The sequence below is a fragment of the Streptomyces sp. BB1-1-1 genome (genome assembly GCF_031597775.1).
Lineage (GTDB): Bacteria > Actinomycetota > Actinomycetes > Streptomycetales > Streptomycetaceae > Streptomyces > Streptomyces thinghirensis.
In genome coordinates this window covers 8,558,627-8,581,279 of the sequence record NZ_CP134203.1, presented here as the reverse complement: position 1 = coordinate 8,581,279, position 22,653 = coordinate 8,558,627, and the positions used below count along the sequence as shown (strand labels likewise).

Genomic DNA, 22,653 nt, shown 5'->3' with positions numbered 1-22,653 from the left:
GTCCTCCCCACCGACGCGGGGGTCTTCCGTCCTGAAAGCCGCCGCGATCGCCGGGGCGATCGTCCTCCCCGCCGACGCGGGGGTGCTCCGCCCGCCCTGGACGCCATGTCGGAGTTGCTGGGGCCCTCCCCGCCGACACGGGGCTTCCCGATCGGCGCCCTGAACGCCGTCGTCCTCCCCGGGCCCTCCCCGCCGACACGGGGGTGTTCCCATCCCCCGCTGGTGGGCCTCCTTCACGGGCTGGTCCTCCCCGCCGGCGCGGGGGTGTTCCGCCCTAGGCGTCGAATTTCGGGACGAAGTCGCCGTCCTCCCCGCCAACGCGGGGGTGTTCCGCAACTCAAGGAGCTGCGCGACCGGCTCGTACCGTCCTCCCCGCCTACGCGGGGGTGTTCCGTTGGCCAGACGTACCATCTTGCCGGTGCCCGGGTCCTCCCCGCCTACGCGGGGGTGTTCCGTCCTCGCCGGTGTGATTCGGCCCCATGTAGTAGTCCTCCCCGCCAACGCGGGGATGTTCCGGCGAGGTAGCCCTCGACGGTGCTGCGGTCGTGGTCCTCCCCGCGCCGACGCGGGGGTGTTCCGCAGGCGGCCTGCCCGGCGAGGGTGGCGTTCTTGTCCTCCCCGCCGACGCGGGGGTGCTCCGCGGTACCAGTGCGGCGGCAACGGAAACCCGTCGTCCTCCCTACCGACGCGGGGGTGTTCCGCGCTCGGGTGCCCGGTACACGGTCGCCGTCGAGTCCTCCCCGCCGACGCGGGGGTGTTCCGGTCATGGGCCAGGTCGAATCCATCACCGTCCGGTCCTCTCCGCCGACGCTGGGGTGTTCCGCCCAGGAAGAGCGCGAGGGTGCCATGGCCGAGGTCCTCCCCGCCGCCGCGGGGGTGTTCCCTCGCCGAGGGCGTTGCTGGAGTGGAGGTGAGTGTCCTCCCCGCCGGCTCGCGGGGGTGTCCCGCACCAGCCGACCACCACCACGGCGGCCCGACCGCCTTCCCCGCCGTTGCGGGGGTGCTCCGGGTCCGGAGTCCCTGGACCGCATGCTCCTCGTGCCCTCCCCACCGATGCGGGGGTGTTCCGCCCTGGGTGCCGTCGCCGGTAAGGAGCTGGGGGCCTATCCGCCGACACGGGGTGCTGTGTCCAGAGTCGTCGACACGCGGAACTGAGCCGCGTGGCAGCCGGTTCGATCGGCAGGAGTATTCGGGGCCTAGGCTCCCAGTCGTGATTCAAACCATTACTTTCGACGTTGGCGAGACGATCACCCGAGACGATCGGTACTGGGCGTCCTGGGCCGACTGGCTGGAGGTCCCCCGCCACACCCTGTCTGCGCTCGTGGGTGCCGTCGTCGCTCAAGGGCAGGACAATGCCGAGGCCCTGCGTCTCGTGCGGCCGGGCATCGACGTTGCTGCCGAGTACCGCGCCCGCGAGGCCGCCGGCCGCGGCGAGACCCTGGGCGAAGACGACCTCTACAGCGACGTACGGCCTGCACTGGCCGCCTTGCGCGACCTAGGCATACGCGTGATCGTCGCGGGCAACCAGACGACTCGCGCAGGTGACCTGCTGCGCAGCCTCGCCCTTCCGGCAGACCTCGTCGTCACCTCCGGCGAGTGGGGTGTTGCCAAGCCGGACCCAGAGTTCTTCCACCGAGTGCTGGAGGTGGCGCAGGCGGAGCCGGACGAAACCCTGTACGTCGGCGACCATCCAGCCAACGACGTTTTCCCCGCAAAGGCTGCCGGCCTGGGCGTCGCACACATCCGCCGAGGCCCCTGGGGCCACCTGTGGGCGGACTCCCGTGAAGTGGCGGCCGCGGCGGACTGGCGGATCAACAGCCTCACGGAGCTGGCCGACATCGTCCGCGGCTGACCAGTGCGAAGCGGCCCCACTGCTCGAAGCTTGGGACCGTTCGTGTGCACGTGACGTGTGGACGCGAGTACCGTTCGAAGTGGACGCGCCGAACTGGAGTCTATATGCCCGCACCTACGGACAGCGGGGTAGGCCGCCGGATTGCCTACTACCGCAGTGTGGTCCGCCCGAAGATGACGCAACAGCAGCTCGCCGACGCCGCCTGTGTCGCCCTCGGGACCATTCGGAAGATCGAACGGGGCGAGCGAGGCGTCACTGGCGCCACCCTGGAGGCCGTCGCTGACGCCCTCGGGGTAGACCCTGCCCGTCTACGGACCGACCGCGGCGCTGCGCAGACGCGCGTGCATGCTGCGCTGCCTGCGCTCTCTGACGCGATCGCCACCTACGACCTTCCCGACGACGGCCCCACTCGTCCCCTGCATGATTTGCGGGCTGCGGTCGCCGAGGGCGCCAGGTGGCGAGTGGCCGCCCAGTACACGCGGATTGTGCGTGCGCTCCCCGACCTGTTGACGGAACTCGCCCGCGCCTTCCACACCGCTCCAGCCGAGGACCGCTCGGAGATCGCAGGTCTACTCGTCAGGGCCTACCGATCCGCTGACGCAGTCGCCTACAAGTTCGGGGCCCGGGACCTGTCCGCCCGCCTGGTCGACCTGATGCGGTGGGCTGCCCCCGAAGCCAGTGACCCGGTGTTGACCGCCACCGTGGCCTACGTGCGGACCGAGACGTTTTTCGCTGCTCAGGCTCACGAGGCCGGTCTCAGAGCCCTCGAACAAGCTCTGGACGCCGCCCCCTGCGCATCGGCAGCCCCAGCCATCGCCGTCCGGGGCGCACTCCACATGCGGGCAGCGGTCATTGCAGGCCGGGCGCACGACGACTCGGCAGCGACGCGACACCTGGACGAGGCCCGCACATTCGCGGACCGGATTCCGGAAGGCGTGTACTGGGGCACCGCCTTCGGCCCGGACTCCGTGCGCGCACACGAGGTGTCCGTCGCCGTTAGCCTGGGAGACGAGCACATCGCACGGGCTCTGGACGTCGCGAGCGAGTGGAAGCCACCCAAGGAACTGCCGGCCGAGCGACGCAGCGGCTTCTACATCGAGCTGGCCCGGGCGCAACTGTGGACCGGGCTCGCCGACGATGCCTTCGAATCGCTGAAGGTGGCCCGGCACATCGCCCCGCAGCATACCCGGGAGCACCCGTGGGTCCGTGAGGACGCTGCCCGACTGCGCCGCCTCAAGCGTGCCGACTCGGAGACGCTCACGAACTTCGCTGAGTGGTGCGCAGCCACCTGAACTGAGCCGCCAGCTACCCCTTGCTGGGGTACTTGTGCCTCCCGTCGGCCCCCACCATCTGTTCCACGCGCAGGAACCAGCAGATGGGAACCGGGATGCCGCACAAGCTCCGGCCCGTGCCCGCAGTCGTCGAGGGGCGCGTGAGCATCGTCCGACTACACGGTGAGGCGTGCTTCAACTGCGGAGCCGTCAACCGGGCCCTTCGCGCGGCTGGACACCTCGTGGTGCGTGGCAACAACCGCGTGTGGGAGATCTTCACGTGCGGGTGCCGCAATCAGAGGGCCACCGCGTGACCGGTGTACGGATGTCCATAGACCCCGGCGGCCGGGCGAACGGCCCCGGGGCATGGCCCACGCTTCGAAGGAGCGTCGACACCATGGAAGTTACCGCCCGCAGGGAGCGTCCTGCCAGGATGCGCCTCGGCCGTTGCCGAACTCACCGACACGACACGTTGCCAGGCAGCATGGCGATGGGTCTCATGGGCACCTGTCCTGGCTCCGCGCTCCCCCCGCGCCAGGCGTGCCTGATTGACCGATTCGGTAGGGCGGTGACGAGGTGAAGAGGGCTCATTGCGTTACCACTCCGCCAGCTACCGGCTTGCGTTTGCACCCCAGCCTCCGCGAGCCCACCCATACACCGCTCGCCCCGCGCCGCGGCGGGGACGTGATGGATGAGCGCTTCGAGGTCTCCGCCGAGCGCAGCAGCCTACCGCCGCACCGTAAGGACGCCTTACGGGTGGGGACCATGCGTCGGATCGCGGCAGCGCGGCTGCGCTACTGCGGACTTGAGGCCATGACGGATGACGTCATGCTGATCGTCTCGGAGCTGATGACCAACGCCCTGCAGCACAGCGGCACCACAGAGATCAGCCTGATCATCACCGTGACCGACGGGGCTTTGCGGGTGCGAGTCCGAGACGGCATGCCGACTCCCGCCGCACCCCAGCGCCCCGGGCTCACCGCGGAGTCCGGTCGGGGGCTGCTGCTCGTCGACGCCGTGGCCAAGGAGAACGGCGGCACCTGGAGGACCAGTGACGCCGGCGCGGAGACGTGGTGCTGCCTGCCGATTCCCCCGCAGGGAAAGCCATGACCGTCTTAACCGCCCCCTCGTGGTCTGCACCGCTGGCCCCGTCAGAACTGGCCGACGTCTTGACGAAGCTGCGGCAGTGGACCCCCTACGACGGCGAGGCGGTCCTCGACGACGTCGGCGCAGTACTGGACGACGTCCTCCCACCCCGGGACCTGCTCGCTGACCTTGCGGTGCGCCTGCGTGGGCACCTGGCCCGGCTCGCGGACATCGCCGTCGCCACCGAGGCCGACCAAGCGGATCATGAGGCGAAGCGCCTGGTCCGCCAGGCCCGAGCAGTGTGCGCTCAGCAGGCGCCCGTCGCGCACGCGCCGACTGTGGGCCAACTGCGCCGACTGGCCTGGGCCGTCAACGAACTCCTGGAGCGCCTGACAGTCCTCGGATGTCTCAGGGAGACGGCATGAGGACTCCCCAGCTCCCATCTGGCACGACGAGAGAGAAGAACCGCACCGTGTATGCCGTGTCCGATCAGGGCCTGGTCCCCTTCATCACCCAGCGCGAGGGCGAGGAAGCGGCGCCGGACAACCTCCTCATCCACCAGCATGCAGCCGGGCCCCGGCTGTACTACGGCGACGAAGACCCCAGAGACCGGCCCCTGCGCGGCATCCTGTGGGCGCGGTGCGGCTTCAACCCCATCGACGAGCGGCAGATGCCCACCGGCACCCCGCTGTGGAAGCTGATGCACCCCTACCGGCAGATGCTCTGCATGCAGACACTGCACTGCCAGGTCTGCGCACGGCCCGCCCGTACTCCGCTCGGCTTCATCTTCCTCACCGGCCCCCGGGACGAAGACCCCGCCAGGGCTGAGATCCTCACCAACCAGCCGCCGGTGTGCACCAGGCACGTGCGTACCGCGGCCGCGCTCTGCCCCCACCTGGAGAAAAACCCCATGGTGTTCCTGGCCCGGAGCGCGCCCCTGTACGGCGTGCACGGCACCCTCTACGGCCTGAACGCACAAGCGCAGGTCCAAGTCGTCGCCCAACCCGACCACGCCCTGCCCTTCGCCCACCCCAACCTGACCACCCTACTCGCCTCCCAGCTCATCCGACGTCTCAGCTCCTTCCGCGTCCTCGACATGAACGCACTCCTGCAGGAACTCGCCGACCACGCCGCACCAGGTTCGGCCCGTGCCCCGGCGGCTCACCGCTGAAGTCCAGCCGGCCAGGCCGGCACCGTCACTGTCCCGACCCAGGATCCAGGCGTTGCTGCCCCCAGTGGCCAGGAGCGTCGCAGCGCAGGGCCTCGAAGACTCACCGGTCGGCCACGCGAAGGACAGGCGGCCGGTGAACAGGGGCGGGTCCGCGGAGTTCCCCCGACTCCACCTCTGCACGGACCCGCCCCACCCCAACCACCGCCACAAGGACGCGCTTCCCCAGCGTCACCCCTAAGCCCTCCCCTCGTTTAAGTGTGAAGGAGTTCCACACGTGAAGGCCCCAGAGGCGACCGCCCCGGTCGTTCGCACAGCCACCCTGAAGCTGCCCGCAGACACCGGCGCAATGACCATGGCACGCATCATGGTCCGCACTCTGCTCACCGTGCTCCACTGGCCCGGCAACGTCCACGCTGCGACCGACGTCCTGGGCCACCTCGTCGACAACGCCGTCCAGCACGGCCACACCCTCGAAGCGACAGGCCGCCTCCGCGAGATCCGCGCCTGGCTCCGGGTCACCGAAGCCCACGAACTGATCATCGACGTCGCCGACACACACCGCCTTCGAACACTTCACCGACGCCGTCAACGGCCGCTCAGGGCGCAGCCTGTGGCACGTCAGGCAACACGGCGCCCACCTCAGCTAGTTCCTCACCCCCCAGTGCGGCGGCAAAACCGTACGCGCCACCATGACCGCCACATCCTCGCCCCCGTGACCACCGCCGTTCCCGCCTTCGCGCCGGTGCCGGCGCGAGGCAAGCCCCGGCTCGCGCCCCCCGTTATGTTTTTCACGGTCCTGCAAGAGGGCCGCTGGCCTCCGGGCCCGGCATGACTGGTCCCCCCCCCTGTCGAATGCATGACCTGGGGGGTGGTGTCACCGGGCCTGGGAGGCGCCGTTGGAGACGCTGATGAGAGGTCCGACTACCGCCTGGCCGGGCGCAAAGCCCGGCTGTTTGCGGGCGGCAGGTCTGCATAACGTGGATGCGCGCATACGACGCCAACGCCCTGGCCAGCACCGCATGATTCCCGTTCAGGAGGATGGGTTGGACGACATCGACAACGTGGGTGTCTTCCTCGGCCTGGACGCCGGCAAGAGCGCCCATCACGGGCACGGACTGACTCCAGCTGGGAAGAAGGTCTTCGACAAGCAGCTGCCCAACAGCGAGCCGAAGCTGCGGGCCGTCTTCGATAAACTGGCCGCCAAGTTCGGCACCGTGCTGGTCATCGTGGACCAGCCCGCCTCGATCGGAGCCCTGCCCCTGACGGTCGCCCGGGGCGCCGGCTGCAAGGTCGCCTACCTGCCCGGTCTGTCCATGCGGCGGATCGCCGATCTCTACCCGGGCGAGGCGAAGACCGACGCGAAGGACTCGGCGGTGATCGCGGACGCCGCACGGACCATGCCACACACCCTGCGCTCGCTGGACCTGACCGACGAGATCACCGCCGAGCTGACCGTGCTGGTGGGCTTCGACCAGGACCTCGCCGCCGAGGCGACGCGCACCTCGAACCGGATACGCGGCCTGTTCACCCAGTTCCACCCCAGCGTGGAACGCGTCCTCGGCCCGCGCCTGGACCACCCCGCCGTGACCTGGCAGCTGGAAACGCTACGGTTCCCCAGCCGCCCTGCGCAAAGCCGGACGCCGCAAGCTGGTTGAGGTGATCCGGCCCAAGGCCCCGCGCATCGCCCAGCGGCTGATCGACGAGGTCTTCGACGCGCTCGACGAGCAGACCGTCGTGGTCCCGGGCACCGGCATCCTCGACCTCGTCATCCCGTCCCTGGCCCGTTCGCTCGCAGCCGTCCACGAACAGCGACGAGCCCTGGAAGCGCAGATCGGACAGCTGCTGGAGGCCCACCCTCTTTCCGCGGTCCTGACCTCGATTCCCGGGGTCGCGGTCAGGACCGCCGCCACGCTGCTGGTCACCGTCGGCGACGGCACCAGCTTCCCCACCGCCGCCCACCTGGCCTCCTACGCCGGCCTTGCCCCGACCACCAAGTCGTCGGGGACCTCGATCCACGGCGAACACACACCCAGAGGCAGCAACCGGCAACTGAAACGCGCGATGTTCCTGTCGGCGTTCGCCGCGCTGCACGATCCCGCCTCCCGCACCTACTACGACCGATGCCGGGCCCGCGGGAAGACCCACACCCAGGCACTGCTCCGTCTGGCCCGACAACGCATCAACGTGCTGTTCGCGATGCTCCGCGACGGCACCTTCTACGAACCCAGAACCCCACGTCTCACTTGACGAAAGACATAGAGGCACCCCGCCGGCCGCCTCAGCTCACGAGCCGCGGCCTTCAAACCCATGGGCGTCAGATTGCGCAACCTGTCTCCGCCGGAAACCGAGCCGGGGCATGCTTGCCTGTCAGCCGCAGCTGAGGTACTCGTAACCCGCCTGGCGTGAGTCGTCGTTGGCATCGGGAAAGACGTACTTGCCTTCGGCGTTTCGGCGCAGGTCGAAGCTGTGCTTTTTGCCCTGGTACCTCAGATACAGCGTCTTGCCGCGAGCGGCCGAACCACCGATCTGGTACATGTGCTTGTTGGCCAGGCCCATGGTCTCCCCACCGACCAGGCCGTCCCTGTCGGCCCCCAGCTGCCTCTGCAGGTGGATGGTCGAGTAGTAGGTGCGCCACCCGAAGTACCCGTCGATGTCGCTCTTTTCGAAGATCTCGCCGTCGTAGTTGGTGGCGTACGCGCCCTCCGCCCACAGGATGCGCTGCCACAGACACGTGGCGTTGGAGTTGGAGTAGGGCTCCAACCTCCCGAGATTCCCTTCGTCGTCCCAGTCGTCGGAGAATCTGTCGTATCCACGCACCCACCCGTCGGATATCTTCGCTGAGGCAGGCGATGCCGACAGTCCCAGCACGGTCACGACGGCGGCGCTCATGACCGCCGCAACTACCCGCGAACGCTTCCCGTGAAAGCCCATATCTCCTCCTGTGCCTGCGTCTGTACCGTGGTCATGCGCATGCTCGCAGAGGTGTGGGTCCAGAGGACCCTAGATAGTTTCAGGGTGTTCCGGCCGACCATTGGGTCGGCCGATCACCGCTCCTGGTTCCTTGCTGGGTGTGGGCATCGGCCACACCCAGCTGGGGCTCACCCGCAGAGCTGCATCGGATCTACGCCGTCCTTGAGAGCGGCCGGTCGAGCCCGCATGACTCAACCCGGCGGGCGCTTCAACGGTGGCTTGCGCGGCGCCGCGGACGTCGGCCAGCTCGCTGGCGAGCTGGGCGAGGTCCGGCTTCGGGCGCAGCAGGGCGAGCACAGCTTCGTTGACCGTCATCAGGTGGGAGGCGCCCGTGCGGCCCGCGCCGCGGGCCGGGTTACCCATCCCCCCATTACCTTCTTGGTGGCCCCGCAACGGCTCTCCAACCGGCTTCGCGGCCTGTTCACGCAGGTCCACCCGCACCTGGAACGGGTACTCGGCCCGCGCATGCAGAACCCCGCCGTCCTGGTCCTGCTGGAGTGGTTCGGCTCGCCGGCCCAGATACGCCAGGCCGGACGCCGCAAGGTCACCACCTTGATGCAGCCCAAAGCCCCGCGGATGGCGGCCCGTCTGACCGAGGACGTCTCCACCGCGCTCGACGAACAGACCGTCGTAGTCCCGGGCACGGAGGCGGCGGCGCTGATCGTCCCCAGCCTGGCCCGGTCCCTGACCGCCGTGCTTGACCAGCGGCGCCTGCTGGAGAAACGAATCGACGAGCTGCTGGAGGCACACCCTCTTTCCGCCGTCCTGACGTCGATGCCCGGCGTCGGCGTCAGGACCGCGGCCCGTCTCCTCATCGACATCGGGGACGGCACCAAGTTCCCCTCCGCTGCCCACCTCGCCGCCTATGCGGGCCTCGCCCCGACGACCCGCAGTTCGGGCTCTTCGATCCGCGGCGAACAGCCCTCTCGCAGAGGAAACAAGCAGCTCAAGCGCGCTTTCTTCCTCTCTGCGTTCGCCGCTCTGTCCGATCCCGCCTCCCGCGCCTACTACACAAGAAGATCAAGGAGGGCAAGCACCACACCCAGGCCCTGCTCTGCCTCGCCCGACGCCGAGCCGACGTGCTCTTCGCGATGCTCCGCGACGGCACATTCTACGAACCCCCGCGCACCCCACGCGATGGCTCCATGAACCAGCCCACAGGCCAATCGACTCACATCAGCACCTCGTGCCGTCCATCCACGCCGAGACCTCCGCGGCACCCTGCCGGACAGCTTCGTCCTGGTCCCGAGCGAGCTGCCCGCAGATCGCTGCGATGTCCAGCACACCGTCCGGCCCCACGAGCGCGTCATGCAGCCCGGTCTGCAGCCAGTCAGCCTGATGGTCGTCAGCCTCGGCAACCGCGAGAGCAATGAGCCTCACGGCGGCCACCGTCCCCACCCGGGCCAGCGCCTCTGCCGTCTGCCGGGTCACCGTCGTGTCCTTGGCGTCCAGCAACAGCCCCACCAACGCGTCCGCAGCCTCATGAAAATCAGCGAAGGAAGCAAGGTCACGCCCGGCACGAACACGCTGCGACCACGAAGGAGACGACGCCTCAGCCAAGGCCGACTCCAACCCACTCATCATCTCCGCCACGACCAGACAGTCTCATGCCCCACTCAGATGATCGAACCCCGGGCCAACGCTGCCCACCGCTTGACCAAGGACATAGAGGCATCCCCCCGACAGGCCGGCCCCAGTGCGCACGACGGCGGTCGCGGCCGACCCCGCGGGCTATGCACAGATGTTCATCGACGCGTGGCTGCGCAGCAGCGCGGACGAGGCGGACAGTGCGCAGGCGCGTAACCCGCTACGCGGTCCGCTCCGGAGTGGAGGACACAGTCAACGAGTTCGCCCACGGACACGGCCTGCGGTGCTGCCGCTGCCGAGGACAGAGAAAGGCCCACATCCAGCACGTCCTGACGGCCATCGCCGTCAACATCGAGCGTCTCAGCGGACTGTCACCAACCGAGGAAGCCTCCACGGCCCGCCGACCGACTGCCTTCCAGAACTACCTTGATCAGCGCGAGATACCCCGGCCGAAGTCCTGGCGAACCCTGGGAACCTGACCGGCATCTGCAAGATCCCCGACAGAGTCAAGCTAGAGCAGGGCGCCGCCGGAAACCTCGATGCGCTGGGCAGTGGCCCAGCGCAGTCCGTCGGAGGCGAGCGTGGCGATGGCGTCGCCGATCTCGGAGGGCTCGCCGACGCGGCCCAGAGCGGTCTGCGCCGCCAGCCCCGCTCGCATGTCGCCGTCATCGCGCATGGCACCACCGTTGAAGTCGGTGGCGGTCGGCCCCGGCGCGATGGAGTTGACCCGGATGCCGCGCGGGCCCAGTTCCAGGGCCAGGGTGCGGCTGAGCGCTTCGACAGCTGCCTTTGATGCCGAGTAGACGGCGGTGGCCGGGCTGGTGTGGCGGGTCAGGGAGCTGGAGACGTTGATGACGCTGGCGGGGTCGGCCATCAGCGGCAGCAGTGCCTGGATGAGGAAGAACGTCCCACGGACGTTGGTGTCCATCATCGCGTCGAAGTCCGCGACACCGACCTGCTCCAGGGGGCTGAAGATCCCCACACCAGCGTTGTTGACCAGGATGTCCAGCCGCGTGGCGTCCCAGGGCTGCAGGTGCTCGCTGAGCTCGGCCGCGAAGGGCAGGAGCGAGGCGACATCGGCGATGTCCAGACGCAGCGCGAGGGCATCGGACCCGGCTGCCCGCACCGCCTCGACCGTCTCCTGCGCCTCGGCCTCATCACCCCGGTAGGTGACGATGACCTTGATGCCCCGCTGTGCCAGGGCCAGCGCCGTGCTGCGGCCCAGCCCCCGGTTGGCACCGGTCACCAGCGCGATCTTCTTGCTGTTCATGGAACTGCTCCTCGGATGGGAACGCGAGAACGCTGCAGGGCTCGCCGCCCGACGCAGGAGGCGAGTCACTTGACTCGCCTCTTTCCACCGTAGGTCCGCCCTCGGAGGCGAGTCAAGTGACTCGCCTCGCAGCGGCGGGCATACTGACTCCATGACAGAAGGACTCTCCGACCACCACCGACGGCTCGCCCAGCAGAAGCGGGAGGCGATCACCTCCTCCGCCACCGCCCTCTTCCTCGACCACGGCTACGCAGGCACCTCACTGGCCCGCATCGCCGAGGCGGCCGGGGTGTCGAAATCCACGCTGTTCAAGCAGTTCCCCACGAAGGCGGCCCTGTTCGAGGCCATCGTGAGCGAATCGTGGAAGCAAGGGTCCGGTCACGCCCCGACCCCGCCCCCGGCCGGCGACCTACGTGCGGGCCTGGCAGCCATCGGCCGCGGCTACGCAGAGCTGGTCGGCCAGCCACGGATGACGGCCCTGTTCAGGATCGTCATCGCCGAACTGCCGCGCCTGCCCGAACTGGGCAGAATGCAGTTTCAGCTGGGCAAGCTGCCCTACTTCGACTCCGTACGGCTCTACCTGCAATCCGAGCACGAGGCCGGCACCGCGCGAGTGCCCGACCCAGAAAGCGCCGCCAACCAGTTCCTCGGCATGATCGCCAACTTCGTCCTGTGGCCCCGCATGCTGCTCACCGACTGGGACCCGGCCGCCGACGAGACCGACCGTGCCGTCGACGAGGCTGTGGAGACGATGCTCGCCCGCTACGCCACCGCTCACCACAAGTAGTTGCCCTCGCTCGCACCCCCGACGCTTCGCACGGGTGAGCGCGAGCCCCACCGTGCGGTCAGTGCCGGGCAGGGCACGCGTCATTGACCTCGATCAGCGCACCGTCGGGGAGACGAACAGTGTGCCCGCGCATCCTCATCGCCGGACGTGCCGCACACCAGGCCCTGCGGCACGTCCGGCAGCCGCTTCCACGGGTCGCGGTGCGAGTCGTAGACGTAGCCGACCCCCTCGGAGAGCTGGGGGTTGTCCCTCCACCACATGATCGATGACTGTGGACAGTCAACTAACTCGGCTTTGTACCTCCCCCGGCGCACGTGGGCTCACCGGGCTACTCGAGTGGACGGCTGGGTTTGTTCCCAGGGAGCGCTTTGTAGCGATCGCTATTCGCGAGCCGCTGTGCGATACGCCCAGGCGGTTCGGACCAGCTCCGCAGGCCTGTTATGAGTCGGGCATCGCGGCACGTGACCAGTAGGCCGCACTTGGTAGGGCCCGCGTCACCTCCCGGGGCTTTGGGCCGTTCTCTCACCACCCGCCCTTGACCCACCCCCGGCAGCCTCAAGGACCGGAACACTGCCGGGGGCCGTACAAGCGTCTGTGGTGGCATCGGTGGCACGCTGCACACATGACTGCTGGCGACGAAGTGATCTGCCGCCCCCCGCGTACCCGGCCCTTGTGGGTGTTCGTCGGGCTGGGCGCGGCCGGCGCTGTCCTGGCTGCGGGACGCCTGGTGTACTCGGGCGAGTTCGTGGACTGGTGGGTGGGCGGCGGACTGCTGGCCGCTGTGGTGGGTGTCGCGTTCCTCCACGCTGTCACCCTCGAGGTGAGAGCGGACGCTTACGGCGTGCACACCGGCTCGCGGCTGCGCCGCCGCAGAAGCGTGCCGTGGCGCGACATCGCCGATCTGCGCGTCCACATCCAGTACGGGCGGCACGGGGAGGAGTACTTCCGCGTCGGCATGGTGGGGCGCAACGGCCGCACCCGACGGCTGCCCCTGCCGCTGTCCGTATCCCGGGGGGACCGGGCGGACTTCGACGCGACGCTGGACGCGTTGCGAACGCTTCACCGTCGTCACGGGAGGCCCGAGTCTGACCATCTCGCTGTCATTTCCAAGCGCACCAGCGGGCGCGGGGTCGCTGTGCCGTTGGTCCTGTGCGTGCTGTTGCTCGCGGGCGCGGGGCTGGCTGCGTGGTTCGTGCCCGTCACCGGGGCGACGAAGGAGGCATGGACGTCGGCCGTCCCGTGTGCCGCTGGGATGGCGTCCGCCGAGAGTCGCGAGTGCCTGACCACCGAGGACGCCGTGATCGCGCGGACCGAGGTGGGCGAGGCGAAGCAGCCCAGCCGGCTGTACTTCGCAAGCGGCCGGCCCCTGGACCGGATCACGGTCTCCCGGGAGGGAGCCGAGGGATTTCGCGCCGGTGACCGCGTCGAACTCACCTGGTGGCGCGGTCAGGTGAGAGTGGTCGCGGGGAACCACCACGTCTGGCGCGAGCACTTCACCAGCGCCGGATCGGTGGCCGTCATCGCGGCTACGCTCGCCCTCGCCGCCGGCTGGCCGGCCGCCCGGCTGCTGGTGCACCGGCGCGGGCGGCGGCTTGCCGACGACGAGGTGCTGCCGTCGGTGCTGCCATTCCTCGGCGCCCTGGGCGCCACAGCCCTGTGGCTGCTGCCGCTCTGCTACCACCACCCCCTGGGGCCGCCGACCTCCATCAGGTTCCTCGTCTGGGCGGCCGCGGGGACGCTCGCCACGTCGGGCCTGTTCGCCCTGGCCTGGCGCGCGACCCGGATCCGAACACCCCTCCAAGCGGCATCCGGGGCCGCGCCCCGGGAGCCCGCTGCCGCAGACGTGTTCCTCGCTGCCCGCTTTATGGAGAGCACCGACTACAACCCGAACTACTTCGGCACCCATATCGTGCTCGGCGACAACCCGCCGGCGGTCGTTCCGCACCCCGGCCCGGGACGGTTCGCGGCGCGACCGATCCCGGTGCAGCGGCTCACGCTCCAGGGCGTACGGCGACTGCGCGGCGGCGACGGCGAAGCCGTTCCCCGCAGCTGGCACGTCGCCGAACTCGACGACGCGGGCGAACCGGTCCGCCTCGCCGCCGCCCCCGCCGACCTGATCCGCATCATCCAGGCGCTCAACGCCACACGAGCATCCCAGAAAACCACGCTCACCGAGGCCTGACAGGAACTACGCGAAGGGAAGCCGGACCCCGGGGTGCGAATGGCATCGCTGCGTGGGACGGAGGCGGCGCGTCTGGTCCTCTCCGACCTCGATCTGCCGGGGTGCCTGTTCGCCGGGACCCCTGAACCAACTTCGCCTGGAGGGCGCCCGCACCTTCGACAAGGCCCCGCCCGTAGTGCACTGGCGACACTGGCCACCCTCGCGGTTCACCGAGCGCCGCGTCCTGACCGAAGAACACCACCGGCGTGCCAGCCAGCCGGAAGCGATGCGAGGCTGGAACCACACCGTCCAGTCCACCGAGTGGATCATCGCGCAGGGCATCCTCGACGAGACCAACGCCGCCGCCCAGGGCGCCGACGTCGTCCTCATCGACCGCGCCGCCCATGACGCCGTCGTCTACTTCGAGGCCGCGATGGCGTTCCGGGCCGAGACGCCGCCCCGGCTCTCGAACGCGAACGCCTTCTGACCCTTGCCTCCACGCAGCTGCCCAAGTACGACCTGCTCTTCGCGACCGTGCTCGACGAGACCGTGCCCGTCGACACCGGTCACGACTACGACGCCGGATTCCGGCGCCTCGTCGACGACCGCGTGCACATTCCCCTCGCCTCATGGAGCGGCTCCCCGCTGCGGCTTCCGCTCCCGCACAACAGGTGGGTGCGGCGCGATCGTGGGCAATGCGGCCGCCGGCGGTGGGCTGCGGCGTCCTGATCGTCATGGCCACCAGCGGGTGTTGCCGCAGCTTCACAGCCCCTGCCTGACTCCGGGGAGCACTGCGGCACCGAGGAGTCACCGTCCCGCATCGCTGCAAGTCGTCGTTTGCCACGGTCTGTTGCCGGGCGGCCCAGTGTCGCTCAGAGCGCTACATCTGTCCTACTCAACGCCTGAAGTGGGCATTTTTGTAGGACATGTGTTTCTATTACACCGCTGAAAGATCATTTGCAGCTCGATCCGCCGGGGGGAACGACATCGGCGGGTCGCGTGCTGCGACCATGGAAAGTACACACATGAGAACCACCTGGCATGCCGCAGGCATAGCCATGCTGACCGCCACAGCCGTGCTCCTGGCCACGCCGAACGTCGCCGTCGCAGCCGGCGGAACCAGCCCTGCGGACGCGGAGGCGGAGCGTGCCGTCTCTGGGCTGCTGGAGGCGGTCGACCAGCTCAGAACCCACCCGATCAAGGAGGCCGAGAGCGTCGAAGCGGCACAGACCGCCGCACGGATGCAGGACCACCGGGTCGAGGTCCTGCAGATGCGCACGGAGACTGACACCGTATTCGCCAACTCCGACGGCACCCTTACCCGAGAGACGTCCGTAGCGCCCGTCCGGATGCTCAAGGACGGACGCTGGACGGACGTCGACGTGGACCTTCGACGCGAGGCCGACGGTGACATCGTCGCCAAGGCCCATCCGCGGGGGCTTTCCCTCGCCGGAAAGGGCGGCGCCCTGGCGCCCTCGCTGCGCAGCGCCGCGGCGGCACCGCGGACGCAGGCCCGCGACCTGGTCACCCTGGGCAGCGGCGACCACAGGATCGCCGTCCAGTGGAAGGGCGGCCTGCCCGCCCCACGGCTGTCCGGCAACACCGCCACCTACGAGAACGCCGTTCCCGGCGGTGACCTGGTCGTCGAGGCCACCCGTACCGGTTTCGAGCAATTCCTCCAACTGCGGCGGGCCCCGCGCGGCGGCGCGCCCCTGGTGCTGCCGATCGTGCTGCCCGAGGGTATGACCGCCAAGTCCGGCACTGACGGCGGCGTCGACTTCGTGGACGACTCCGGCGAGACCGTCGCGACGATGCCGGCCCCCACGATGTGGGACAGTCAGGTCGATCCGCGCTCCGGGGAGCACGTCAACCGCAAGCGGGTCGCCATGGACGTCACCCAGTCCGGCACCACCATACAGCTCACCCTGCACCCGGACGCCGACTGGCTCACCGCCCCCGGCACGCAGTACCCCGTCACGATCGACCCGGCGACGGATGCCCTCGACGTCCTCTTCGACACCTTCGTGCAGGGCGGCGACACCACCGACCAATCCGCGAGCACCGACCTGAAGGTGGGCTGGCCCGGCAACCTCGAGGGCACCACCAAGCGCGTCGCGCGGTCCTTCCTGACCTTCCGCACTGCGAACTTCGCCGACGCACTGGTGTCCAAGGCGTCACTGAAACTGTGGAACTACCACTCCTGGTCCTGCGCGAAGCGCGGCTGGGAGGTGTGGGCGGCGGGGGCCGCCGACACCAACACCCGGTGGACCAAGCAACCGGCGATGACGGAGAAGTTCGCAACCTCCACCGAGACCAAGTCCGCGACCTGCAACAACGCGGGCTGGGTCACGGCCGACATCACCAAGCTCGCGCAGACTTGGTCCTCCGCCCAGGCGGAGACCGGATCCCTGGCGCTGAAGGCCGCCGACGAATCCGACACGTACGGCTGGAAGCGATTCTACTCCGCCAACGCCGTCAACGAGGACCAGATCCCCACCCTGGAAGTGACCTACAACTACCGCCCCTACAACGGGGTCAACCTCCAGGCCGGCGCACCCTTCATCTCCTCCGGCGGCATCTTCCGGGTGAACACCACCACGCCGGTCCTCCGGTTCTCCACCGTGGACACCAACGGCGAGGACGAGGTCACCGGCACCTACGAGATCACCGACACCGCGACCGGCAAGGTGGTCACCACCGTCAACGCCGTCCCGGCGCCGGCCAACAGCACCTCGCAGGTGAAGGTCCCCGCGGGCAAGCTCTTGTCGGGCCACACGTACAGCTTCCGGACCACCGCCTACGACGGCACGCACTACGCCAACGGCTGGTCCGCCCCGGTCCGCTTCACTGTCGACACCGCGTGGAAGCCGACAGCAGCGGAGAACGCCCTCGGTCTGGCGAACACGTACTCCGACGCCGCCGACGTCACCGCCGCGACCTCGTCGGACTCCACCTACGCGTCCATCGCGGTCACCGAGGACAACGTGGTCTCCGTCCCCTGGGACGGCAGGAACAACGCCATCGCCATCCGCAATGACCTCATGCCCAACAAGCTGACCATCCCCGCGGCCGGCACCAAGGGCACCCAGGTCGGCGGCAACGTCGTCTACACGTCGACCGGCCCGGTCGAGACCGTCGTACAGCCCACCGTCGACGGCGGATCGCGCACGCTGAACATCCTGAAGAACGGCAGCGCGCCGCACGACTACGAGACCGGCTTCACCATGCCCACGGGGATGAAGGCCGTCACGCACGACGACGGCTCGGTCTCGCTCTACGCAGCGGGTGACGAGAACGCCGGGAAAGCCCCCGCATCGAACACCGCCGGCTTCTTCGACGCCCCCTGGGCCAAGGACGCCGCCGGCAATGACGTGCCGACCAGCTACAAAGTCGTGGGCAACAAGCTCGTCCAGCACGTCGACTTCGACATGAACAGCTCGTTCCCCATCGTGATCGACCCCTCCTGGTGGTCCACCACGAAGAAGATCGCCAAGTGCGCGCTGGCGGTGTCCGGCTTTATCTTCACCTTCACGCCCGCGGGCAGCTCCAAGCGCGTCCTGACCGCCGTGAAGCTGGTGAAGAAGATCGGGGTCAAGAAAACCGCGAAACTCATCCAGACCTATGCCAAGCGCCGCAAGCTGACCTCGGCGCACCGCAAGGCGGTCGCGGCGCTGCTGGGCATCCCGGCCCTGAAGAAGGCCTGCAAGTTCTGATCATGGAGGACCAGTGATTGCGATAGCGGCGGTCCTCGCGGACATCGTCCTGATCCTGACGCACCGCGTACGCGCCTCGCCGGAGTCGGCGAAGTACACGCCGTGGCCCTACATGGCCGTGGGCCTCGCGGGATGCGCGGCAGGCTGGCTCGCCATCGGCCGGCCGGATACGGCCTGGGACGACCTGTTCCTGACGCTGGTCTGCGGCGTGGTCGTCACCTCCGAGGCCGCACATGCGACCCGGACCCTGTCCGGGCGGACGTGGGCGGGCTGGGCGACAGCCTTTGTGAGTGGAGCGGCAGCGGCCACCTGGCTCCTGCCGGACCCTCTGCCGTTCACCTGACACCCCACCTCGGCCACTGGGCCAGGCAGGCCCCGCACCGGCGGCCGACCCCGGTGAACCGGGGCCGGCCGCCGGTCTGCGTGGGGGCCAGGCCACAGCGGTTGCCCGGTCCCCCACGGCCAGCGGGGCCGGACGCGCGCCAGGAATGCCGGAGCGGGCCGTACGTAGCGGGCGTCGGACGCGTTCGCCTGCCCCCTCCTGGGGCCGGCCGCTCTGCGCCACCCGCTGCCCGAACCGGGCACCGTCACCCCCGAGGACTGCTACGACGACGCCTGTGAACAGGTGGCGGAGCAGCGCAGGCAGGACGCCTCGCGTCTGGAAGCCGCCAGCGATGGCCTCAAGCCGGACCCGCTGCTGCTGACGCTCGAGGGCCTGACGGCGCCAGCCCCACCAGCACACGCCGGGCGTATCGGAGCTTCTCCACCTGGCGGCATAGCCCGCCTGCTGGATGCCGCACCAGGGGGCCGACGGCCCTGGCGCGAACTCTGCTCTACTGCTCGTGCGGACGGCGGCAGTGCCATGTCCATCAACCCGCGCCGGATCTCCGGGTGCGGCAGTGCGGCATCATCCTGCCGAACCCTTTTGCGGTCTTGAAGTTCGAGTTGCCCTGGCGTTCGGCATGCAGACCATGACGTACTCGCCGCCGATCAGGCAGCACAGCCGTGCGGTTGTGCTGCCTGGTCGGCGGCGTGGGCAGAGTGTCAGCAGGCTGCTGCCAACCGTTCAAGCCGGGCGGCCAGCGATGGGTCTGGCTGGGGAACGAGGCCGTAGTCGTCGTCGCAGACGGAGTTCAGGTGCCCAACGGCATCTCGTAGCGGTTCCGGGCGGGGATGCTGCGGGCAGCTGCTGCAGGTTTGGAAGTCCATGTGCAGCTCCAACAACTGCATGGCCTGGGGGCGATAGTGCCCGGGTTCCCGGTCGAGGAGCGTGGCCTGCTCGGCCCACAGCTCTGCGTCCCGGGCTTCGCCCCGGCGTAGATGGAGCAGGTGCAGGCAGTAGGCGGAGGTGGCGTTGCCTGCGCCGGCGGCGAACTGCCACCAGAATCAAGCGCCGTCTTCCTGGTGGGCCAGGTCGAGCAGGCAGGCGAGAATGAGGGCGCCGTCGGGTTCGATGCGGCGGTCATTGACGAGGCGGGCGACGTAGGAGGGCGTCTCGGTGTCGTGGATACTGACTTCGGCCGTCAGGGTGGCGCTGGTTCGTCGAGTGGCAGGCCGGTGCCCGCTATGAAGCCATCGAGAGTGCCGGGCCGGCACTGAAGACGCTTGAGTCGGTTGCGGACGAGGGCTTCGAGTCGATCCAGGGCGGGTACGGCGAGGTTGGCCAGGCTGCGCTTGACGTGCGCCCATACCTCCTCGACGGGGTTGAGGTCGGGCGAGTAGGCGGGCAGCAGGAATACCGTCAGCCATTCACGCTCGGCGATCAGCTCACGCACGGCGTGGGAGACGTGAGTGTTCAGCCGGTCCCACACCAGCACGATCGGCGCTTTGACGAGTGGGTGGACGCCGTCGATCGGCGCGATGAAGTCGCGCTCGCCCACGCTGCGGCGCTTGCCCTTCCCTGCGGGGTGGACGCGCAGGCGGTGGCACAGCCGGGTACGGGAGCCTGGCCGTATCGCGATCAGCCCGGCCACTGACAGGCGCCCCGAGCGGCGGCCACTGACGGTCACGACCGGTGTGTGGCCGCGCCGGCCCCAGGTTCGTCCTGTGGGCGGCCGTCGGGTGAACCCGGCTTCGTCCTCGAAGCAAATGGAGCCTCCGCAGGCCGCCCGAGCCCTTTTACCTCAGCCCACGTCGCCTCCTTTCACGCGGCTACGGCCTGCTCATCGCGTTCGGCGACCCGCCGCGCGGGGACCTGCGGGCTGAAGCCGAGCCGGTGCATCAGCCTCGTCGCCCCAAAGACGCTGTAGGAGACGTGGAGCTTCCTGCCGATCAGCGTGGCGACCCTCGCCGCGGTCCACACCTGGTCCTCCACCCAGCCATGCGGGGCCGGCCTCTGCTCGAGATACCCGGCGAGCTTCTCCAAGCAACGTGGAGACAGACGGCATCGCGACCCGCTCGGGCCACGGGAGGCCAGAGCCTCACGACCGCCGTCCCGCCACAGCTGGTGCCACTGGTAGGCCGATTCCAGGCTCACCCGCAGGCGCTTTGCGACCTCCGGCGGCTTGATCTCCTGCCCGAACAGCTCGGCTGCCTGCACCCGTACCGTTTCACGGCGCTGCCGCCCCGCAGCGGTCAGCCCGCCCCCATCTGCATACGTCACACAACACGGAAAACAGCCACCGCTCCAGGCCCTTCAGGGGCTTAACGACCGCCCCCCGCCACAACGGGGATTGCGTGGCGGGGCGGAAGGCTGGACTGACAACCATGCCCGGCCGCGCCCGCGGGCTTCACGGCTACAGTCCAATCACCAACATCGCGGGAGAAGTGGGGACGCCGTGATCTTCACTGGCATGTGCTGCCCGCTCCCGCCACGGAGGCGACAGCGCTCGGCAAGCCGTACATCGGCCTGACCTAGACTCGCGGCGTGCACCGGGTCGTGCCCGAGTGGATGCACTGCACGCTGGTGCACGCGATCGGCGCCGATGCCGACTCGGACCCGGTCAGCGGCGGCATCGGCCGCCTGGTCGAGGACGTCGAGCCGTTCACCTTGACTCTCGGTCGGCCGGACATCGGGCAGGTCGCGGTCGAGGCGGCCGGCTGGCCCGGCCGGCCACACCAGGCGCTCGTCGAGCACGTCGTGGCAGCCCATCAGCTGACGCGTACCGGCTGTCGCCCAGCCAGTACCCCCACATCTCCCTCGCCTACGCCGGGCAGGGCGCGGAGGACGTCGACCGGCTGGGATTGAAGGCGCGGCTCTCCGACATGGAGGGCCCGCAAACGGTCGACGTGCACGTGGACCGTCTCCACCTGGTCGCTCAACAGCACGACGGTGCCCGCATCGCCTGGCAGTCTCTCGCCCAAGTGTCCCTCAAGGGCGTCGATGACGAGGCGTTTCTCGGCAGCCTGGAGGTCGCGACGGGCCGCGCTGCCGTTCGCCAAGGACGGTCCGGCAAACCGTAGTTGTCGCCAGGTAGAGGCGTCGGTGTCAGGTCCCAGGCGAAGGCGCTGTCGAGTGCAGTCGCGGCATCGACCGTTCCGAAGAGGAAGCGGCCCGGCGCCACACCGACCGCAGCATCCTTGCTGGTCAGCGTATACGCGACGCCAGTGCCTACAGCCGTCGCATATCTGGTTTCGGCCCCACGAAAGGCAGTGATCGCAACTCAGTGGCTGAGATTGGGGGCGGGCCCGCTGGGCGTGCGGCAGCAGGACCACCTCGCGGTCCAGGTCAGGGGCGAGCCAGCCAGCCTTGTTCAGGACCCGGGTGACTCCGACGGGCCGGTGAGGCAGGGCGTCAAGGATCGCGGCGTCGACCAGGTCCTGGCCGGCCGCGTCGCGCGCCGCCAGCGCAAGGGCCAACATGTTCATGGCACTGGCGCGCCATACACGCCCGAGGCAGTGCTCGGCCTGCACTTGGCCGACCAGCGGTTTGAGTCGGATCAGATCGTCTTGGAATCGGCTGCGAATCGCGACGGCGTGGTGCTCCAGCAGCCGGTACGGTGCAGGGAACAGGGCCACCTGTCCACGCACTGTCGGCGGACAGATCCGCTCGTCGTCCACGATGAGGGCGGGGCGCTGGGCGCGTGCCCAGCCACGTGCGTGGTAGCGGCCGTCAGTCTGCAGGCGGTAGGTACCGGTGGGCAAGGCAGGCCGACGGACGGAAGCAGGCAGACAGAACGCGAGCTGGATCCATGTCGGCTGCTCTGCGGCATGTGCGGGTTCGAAGTACCAGGCCGCGTCGTACTCGGTGACAGCTACGACACACGCCCGGCAGAAGCCTTCATCATTGATGCGCCACAGCCGCTTGCACCGTCTGCACTCGCCCTCCGGGTGGTTCCGTTTGGAGCGCCACTGGTGGCAGGGGGAGCAGAACGGTGACTGGACCCGCAGCCCCCAGCCGAGGCAGCCGGCGCACTGCCCCAGCGAGGGCAGGCGCTTTCGTCTTGGAGCCACCTCAGTTCGGTGGGAGTGACCTGGGCCACCCCCTCCCGATGGACCTGCGCGGCACCGGCCTGGGCGACTCGCCCGCAGCCGTAGCGAGCCCCTCGTCCTGGGCCACCGGTGTCTTCCCGGCTACAGGTTCGGCGACGAGCAGGTCCGCGACCGTGCACTGAAGAGCAGCGCAGATCAGGTCCAGGTCGTCCAACCGCACCGTTACCGGTGTGCCCGACCAGAGCGCGGAGACCTTCGACATCGACGGAGTGAAGCCGGCTTCTTTGAACACGGGCATCAGGTCACTGGGCCTCCAGATGTCGCGGTTGGCCGCCGCCCACCGTAGGTTCCACTTCACGACAGACCCCCCGTGTCCACGCGCAGTCGTTGTGCGGCCCGAGCCGACGAACGTCG

General features: G+C 69.2%; 19 protein-coding genes and 2 pseudogenes. 15 read left to right on the top strand and 6 right to left on the bottom strand.

Annotation, left to right across the window (positions count from 1 at the left end; all coding sequences use genetic code 11):
• Positions 1-1,210: 1,210 nt before the first annotated feature.
• The 6 genes and pseudogenes from RI578_RS39560 (at position 1,211) to RI578_RS39535 (ending at position 7,627) form a co-directional block, all read left to right on the top strand.
• On the top strand, positions 1,211-1,852 hold the full coding sequence (locus tag RI578_RS39560; protein ID WP_310875597.1) for an HAD family hydrolase: 642 nt from the start codon (positions 1,211-1,213) through the stop codon (positions 1,850-1,852).
• A 104-nt stretch (positions 1,853-1,956) separates the two neighbouring features.
• Positions 1,957-3,144 carry a helix-turn-helix transcriptional regulator gene (locus tag RI578_RS39555; RefSeq protein WP_310875596.1) on the top strand — a complete coding sequence of 396 codons (1,188 nt, stop codon included), beginning with the start codon at positions 1,957-1,959 and terminating at the stop codon, positions 3,142-3,144.
• Positions 3,145-3,888: 744 nt separating this feature from the next.
• Entirely contained in the window at positions 3,889-4,233 is a 345-nt protein-coding gene (locus RI578_RS39550) for an ATP-binding protein (RefSeq protein WP_310875990.1), read from the top strand.
• Complete coding sequence (locus tag RI578_RS39545) at positions 4,230-4,634, top strand: DUF6415 family natural product biosynthesis protein (RefSeq protein ID WP_310875595.1); 405 nt, start codon at positions 4,230-4,232, stop codon at positions 4,632-4,634. The genes RI578_RS39550 and RI578_RS39545 overlap by 4 nt, the downstream gene beginning before the upstream one ends.
• Before the next feature lie 56 nt (positions 4,635-4,690).
• Entirely contained in the window at positions 4,691-5,380 is a 690-nt protein-coding gene (locus tag RI578_RS39540) for a hypothetical protein (protein ID WP_310875594.1), read from the top strand.
• 1,019 nt (positions 5,381-6,399) lie between these two features.
• Positions 6,400-7,627, top strand: a pseudogene (locus RI578_RS39535) (IS110 family transposase).
• Between the two features lie 120 nt (positions 7,628-7,747).
• On the opposite strand, the gene RI578_RS39530 reads toward RI578_RS39535, so the two are convergent.
• The gene (locus RI578_RS39530) at positions 7,748-8,140 is read right to left on the bottom strand and encodes a hypothetical protein (RefSeq protein WP_310875593.1); all 393 of its coding nucleotides are present in this window, start codon (positions 8,138-8,140) and stop codon (positions 7,748-7,750) included.
• 603 nt (positions 8,141-8,743) lie between these two features.
• Between RI578_RS39530 and RI578_RS39525 the strand changes: the two are divergent.
• Positions 8,744-9,483, top strand: a pseudogene (locus tag RI578_RS39525) (IS110 family transposase); the annotation flags it as partial.
• 43 nt (positions 9,484-9,526) lie between these two features.
• Here RI578_RS39525 and RI578_RS39520 read toward each other — a convergent pair.
• Positions 9,527-9,934: a hypothetical protein gene (locus RI578_RS39520; protein ID WP_310875989.1), complete on the bottom strand. Its 408-nt coding sequence runs from the start codon at positions 9,932-9,934 to the stop codon at positions 9,527-9,529.
• 23 nt (positions 9,935-9,957) lie between these two features.
• Between RI578_RS39520 and RI578_RS39510 the strand changes: the two genes are divergently transcribed.
• Positions 9,958-10,416, top strand: a complete 459-nt coding sequence (locus RI578_RS39510) for a transposase (protein ID WP_399062956.1) — start codon at positions 9,958-9,960, stop codon at positions 10,414-10,416.
• Between the two features lie 32 nt (positions 10,417-10,448).
• Here RI578_RS39510 and RI578_RS39505 read toward each other — a convergent pair whose 3' ends face one another.
• A complete protein-coding gene (locus tag RI578_RS39505) occupies positions 10,449-11,207 on the bottom strand; it encodes an SDR family oxidoreductase (RefSeq protein ID WP_310875592.1) in 759 nt (252 codons plus the stop codon).
• Positions 11,208-11,358: 151 nt separating this feature from the next.
• On the opposite strand from RI578_RS39505, the gene RI578_RS39500 reads away from it, so the two are divergent.
• The 5 genes from RI578_RS39500 (at position 11,359) to RI578_RS39480 (ending at position 18,211) form a co-directional block, all read left to right on the top strand.
• Entirely contained in the window at positions 11,359-11,994 is a 636-nt protein-coding gene (locus RI578_RS39500) for a TetR/AcrR family transcriptional regulator (protein WP_310875591.1), read from the top strand.
• Between the two features lie 622 nt (positions 11,995-12,616).
• Positions 12,617-14,176, top strand: a complete 1,560-nt coding sequence (locus RI578_RS39495) for a PH domain-containing protein (protein ID WP_310875590.1) — start codon at positions 12,617-12,619, stop codon at positions 14,174-14,176.
• A gap of 265 nt (positions 14,177-14,441) precedes the next feature.
• The gene (locus RI578_RS39490; RefSeq protein ID WP_310875589.1) at positions 14,442-14,642 is read left to right on the top strand and encodes a hypothetical protein; all 201 of its coding nucleotides are present in this window, start codon (positions 14,442-14,444) and stop codon (positions 14,640-14,642) included.
• Positions 14,643-15,180: 538 nt separating this feature from the next.
• Entirely contained in the window at positions 15,181-17,868 is a 2,688-nt protein-coding gene (locus RI578_RS39485) for a DNRLRE domain-containing protein (RefSeq protein ID WP_310875588.1), read from the top strand.
• A 13-nt stretch (positions 17,869-17,881) separates the two neighbouring features.
• Positions 17,882-18,211 (top strand): hypothetical protein, encoded by a 330-nt coding sequence (locus RI578_RS39480; RefSeq protein ID WP_310875587.1) that lies wholly within the window; start codon positions 17,882-17,884, stop codon positions 18,209-18,211.
• A 1,180-nt stretch (positions 18,212-19,391) separates the two neighbouring features.
• Here the strand turns inward: RI578_RS39480 and RI578_RS39475 are convergent.
• Both RI578_RS39475 and RI578_RS39470 read right to left on the bottom strand, forming a co-directional pair.
• Positions 19,392-19,958 (bottom strand): transposase, encoded by a 567-nt coding sequence (locus RI578_RS39475; RefSeq protein WP_310875988.1) that lies wholly within the window; start codon positions 19,956-19,958, stop codon positions 19,392-19,394.
• A 53-nt stretch (positions 19,959-20,011) separates the two neighbouring features.
• Positions 20,012-20,470, bottom strand: a complete 459-nt coding sequence (locus RI578_RS39470) for a transposase (RefSeq protein WP_399062950.1) — start codon at positions 20,468-20,470, stop codon at positions 20,012-20,014.
• A gap of 264 nt (positions 20,471-20,734) precedes the next feature.
• On the opposite strand from RI578_RS39470, the gene RI578_RS39465 reads away from it, so the two are divergent.
• Together RI578_RS39465 and RI578_RS39460 are read left to right on the top strand one after the other, a co-directional pair.
• Positions 20,735-21,055: a hypothetical protein gene (locus RI578_RS39465; protein ID WP_310875586.1), complete on the top strand. Its 321-nt coding sequence runs from the start codon at positions 20,735-20,737 to the stop codon at positions 21,053-21,055.
• Complete coding sequence (locus tag RI578_RS39460; RefSeq protein ID WP_310875585.1) at positions 21,052-21,270, top strand: hypothetical protein; 219 nt, start codon at positions 21,052-21,054, stop codon at positions 21,268-21,270. The genes RI578_RS39465 and RI578_RS39460 overlap by 4 nt, the downstream gene beginning before the upstream one ends.
• Positions 21,271-22,261: 991 nt before the next feature.
• On the opposite strand, the gene RI578_RS39455 is transcribed toward RI578_RS39460, so the two are convergent.
• Positions 22,262-22,597, bottom strand: a complete 336-nt coding sequence (locus RI578_RS39455) for a helix-turn-helix transcriptional regulator (protein ID WP_310875584.1) — start codon at positions 22,595-22,597, stop codon at positions 22,262-22,264.
• Between the last annotated feature and the right edge of the window lie 56 nt (positions 22,598-22,653).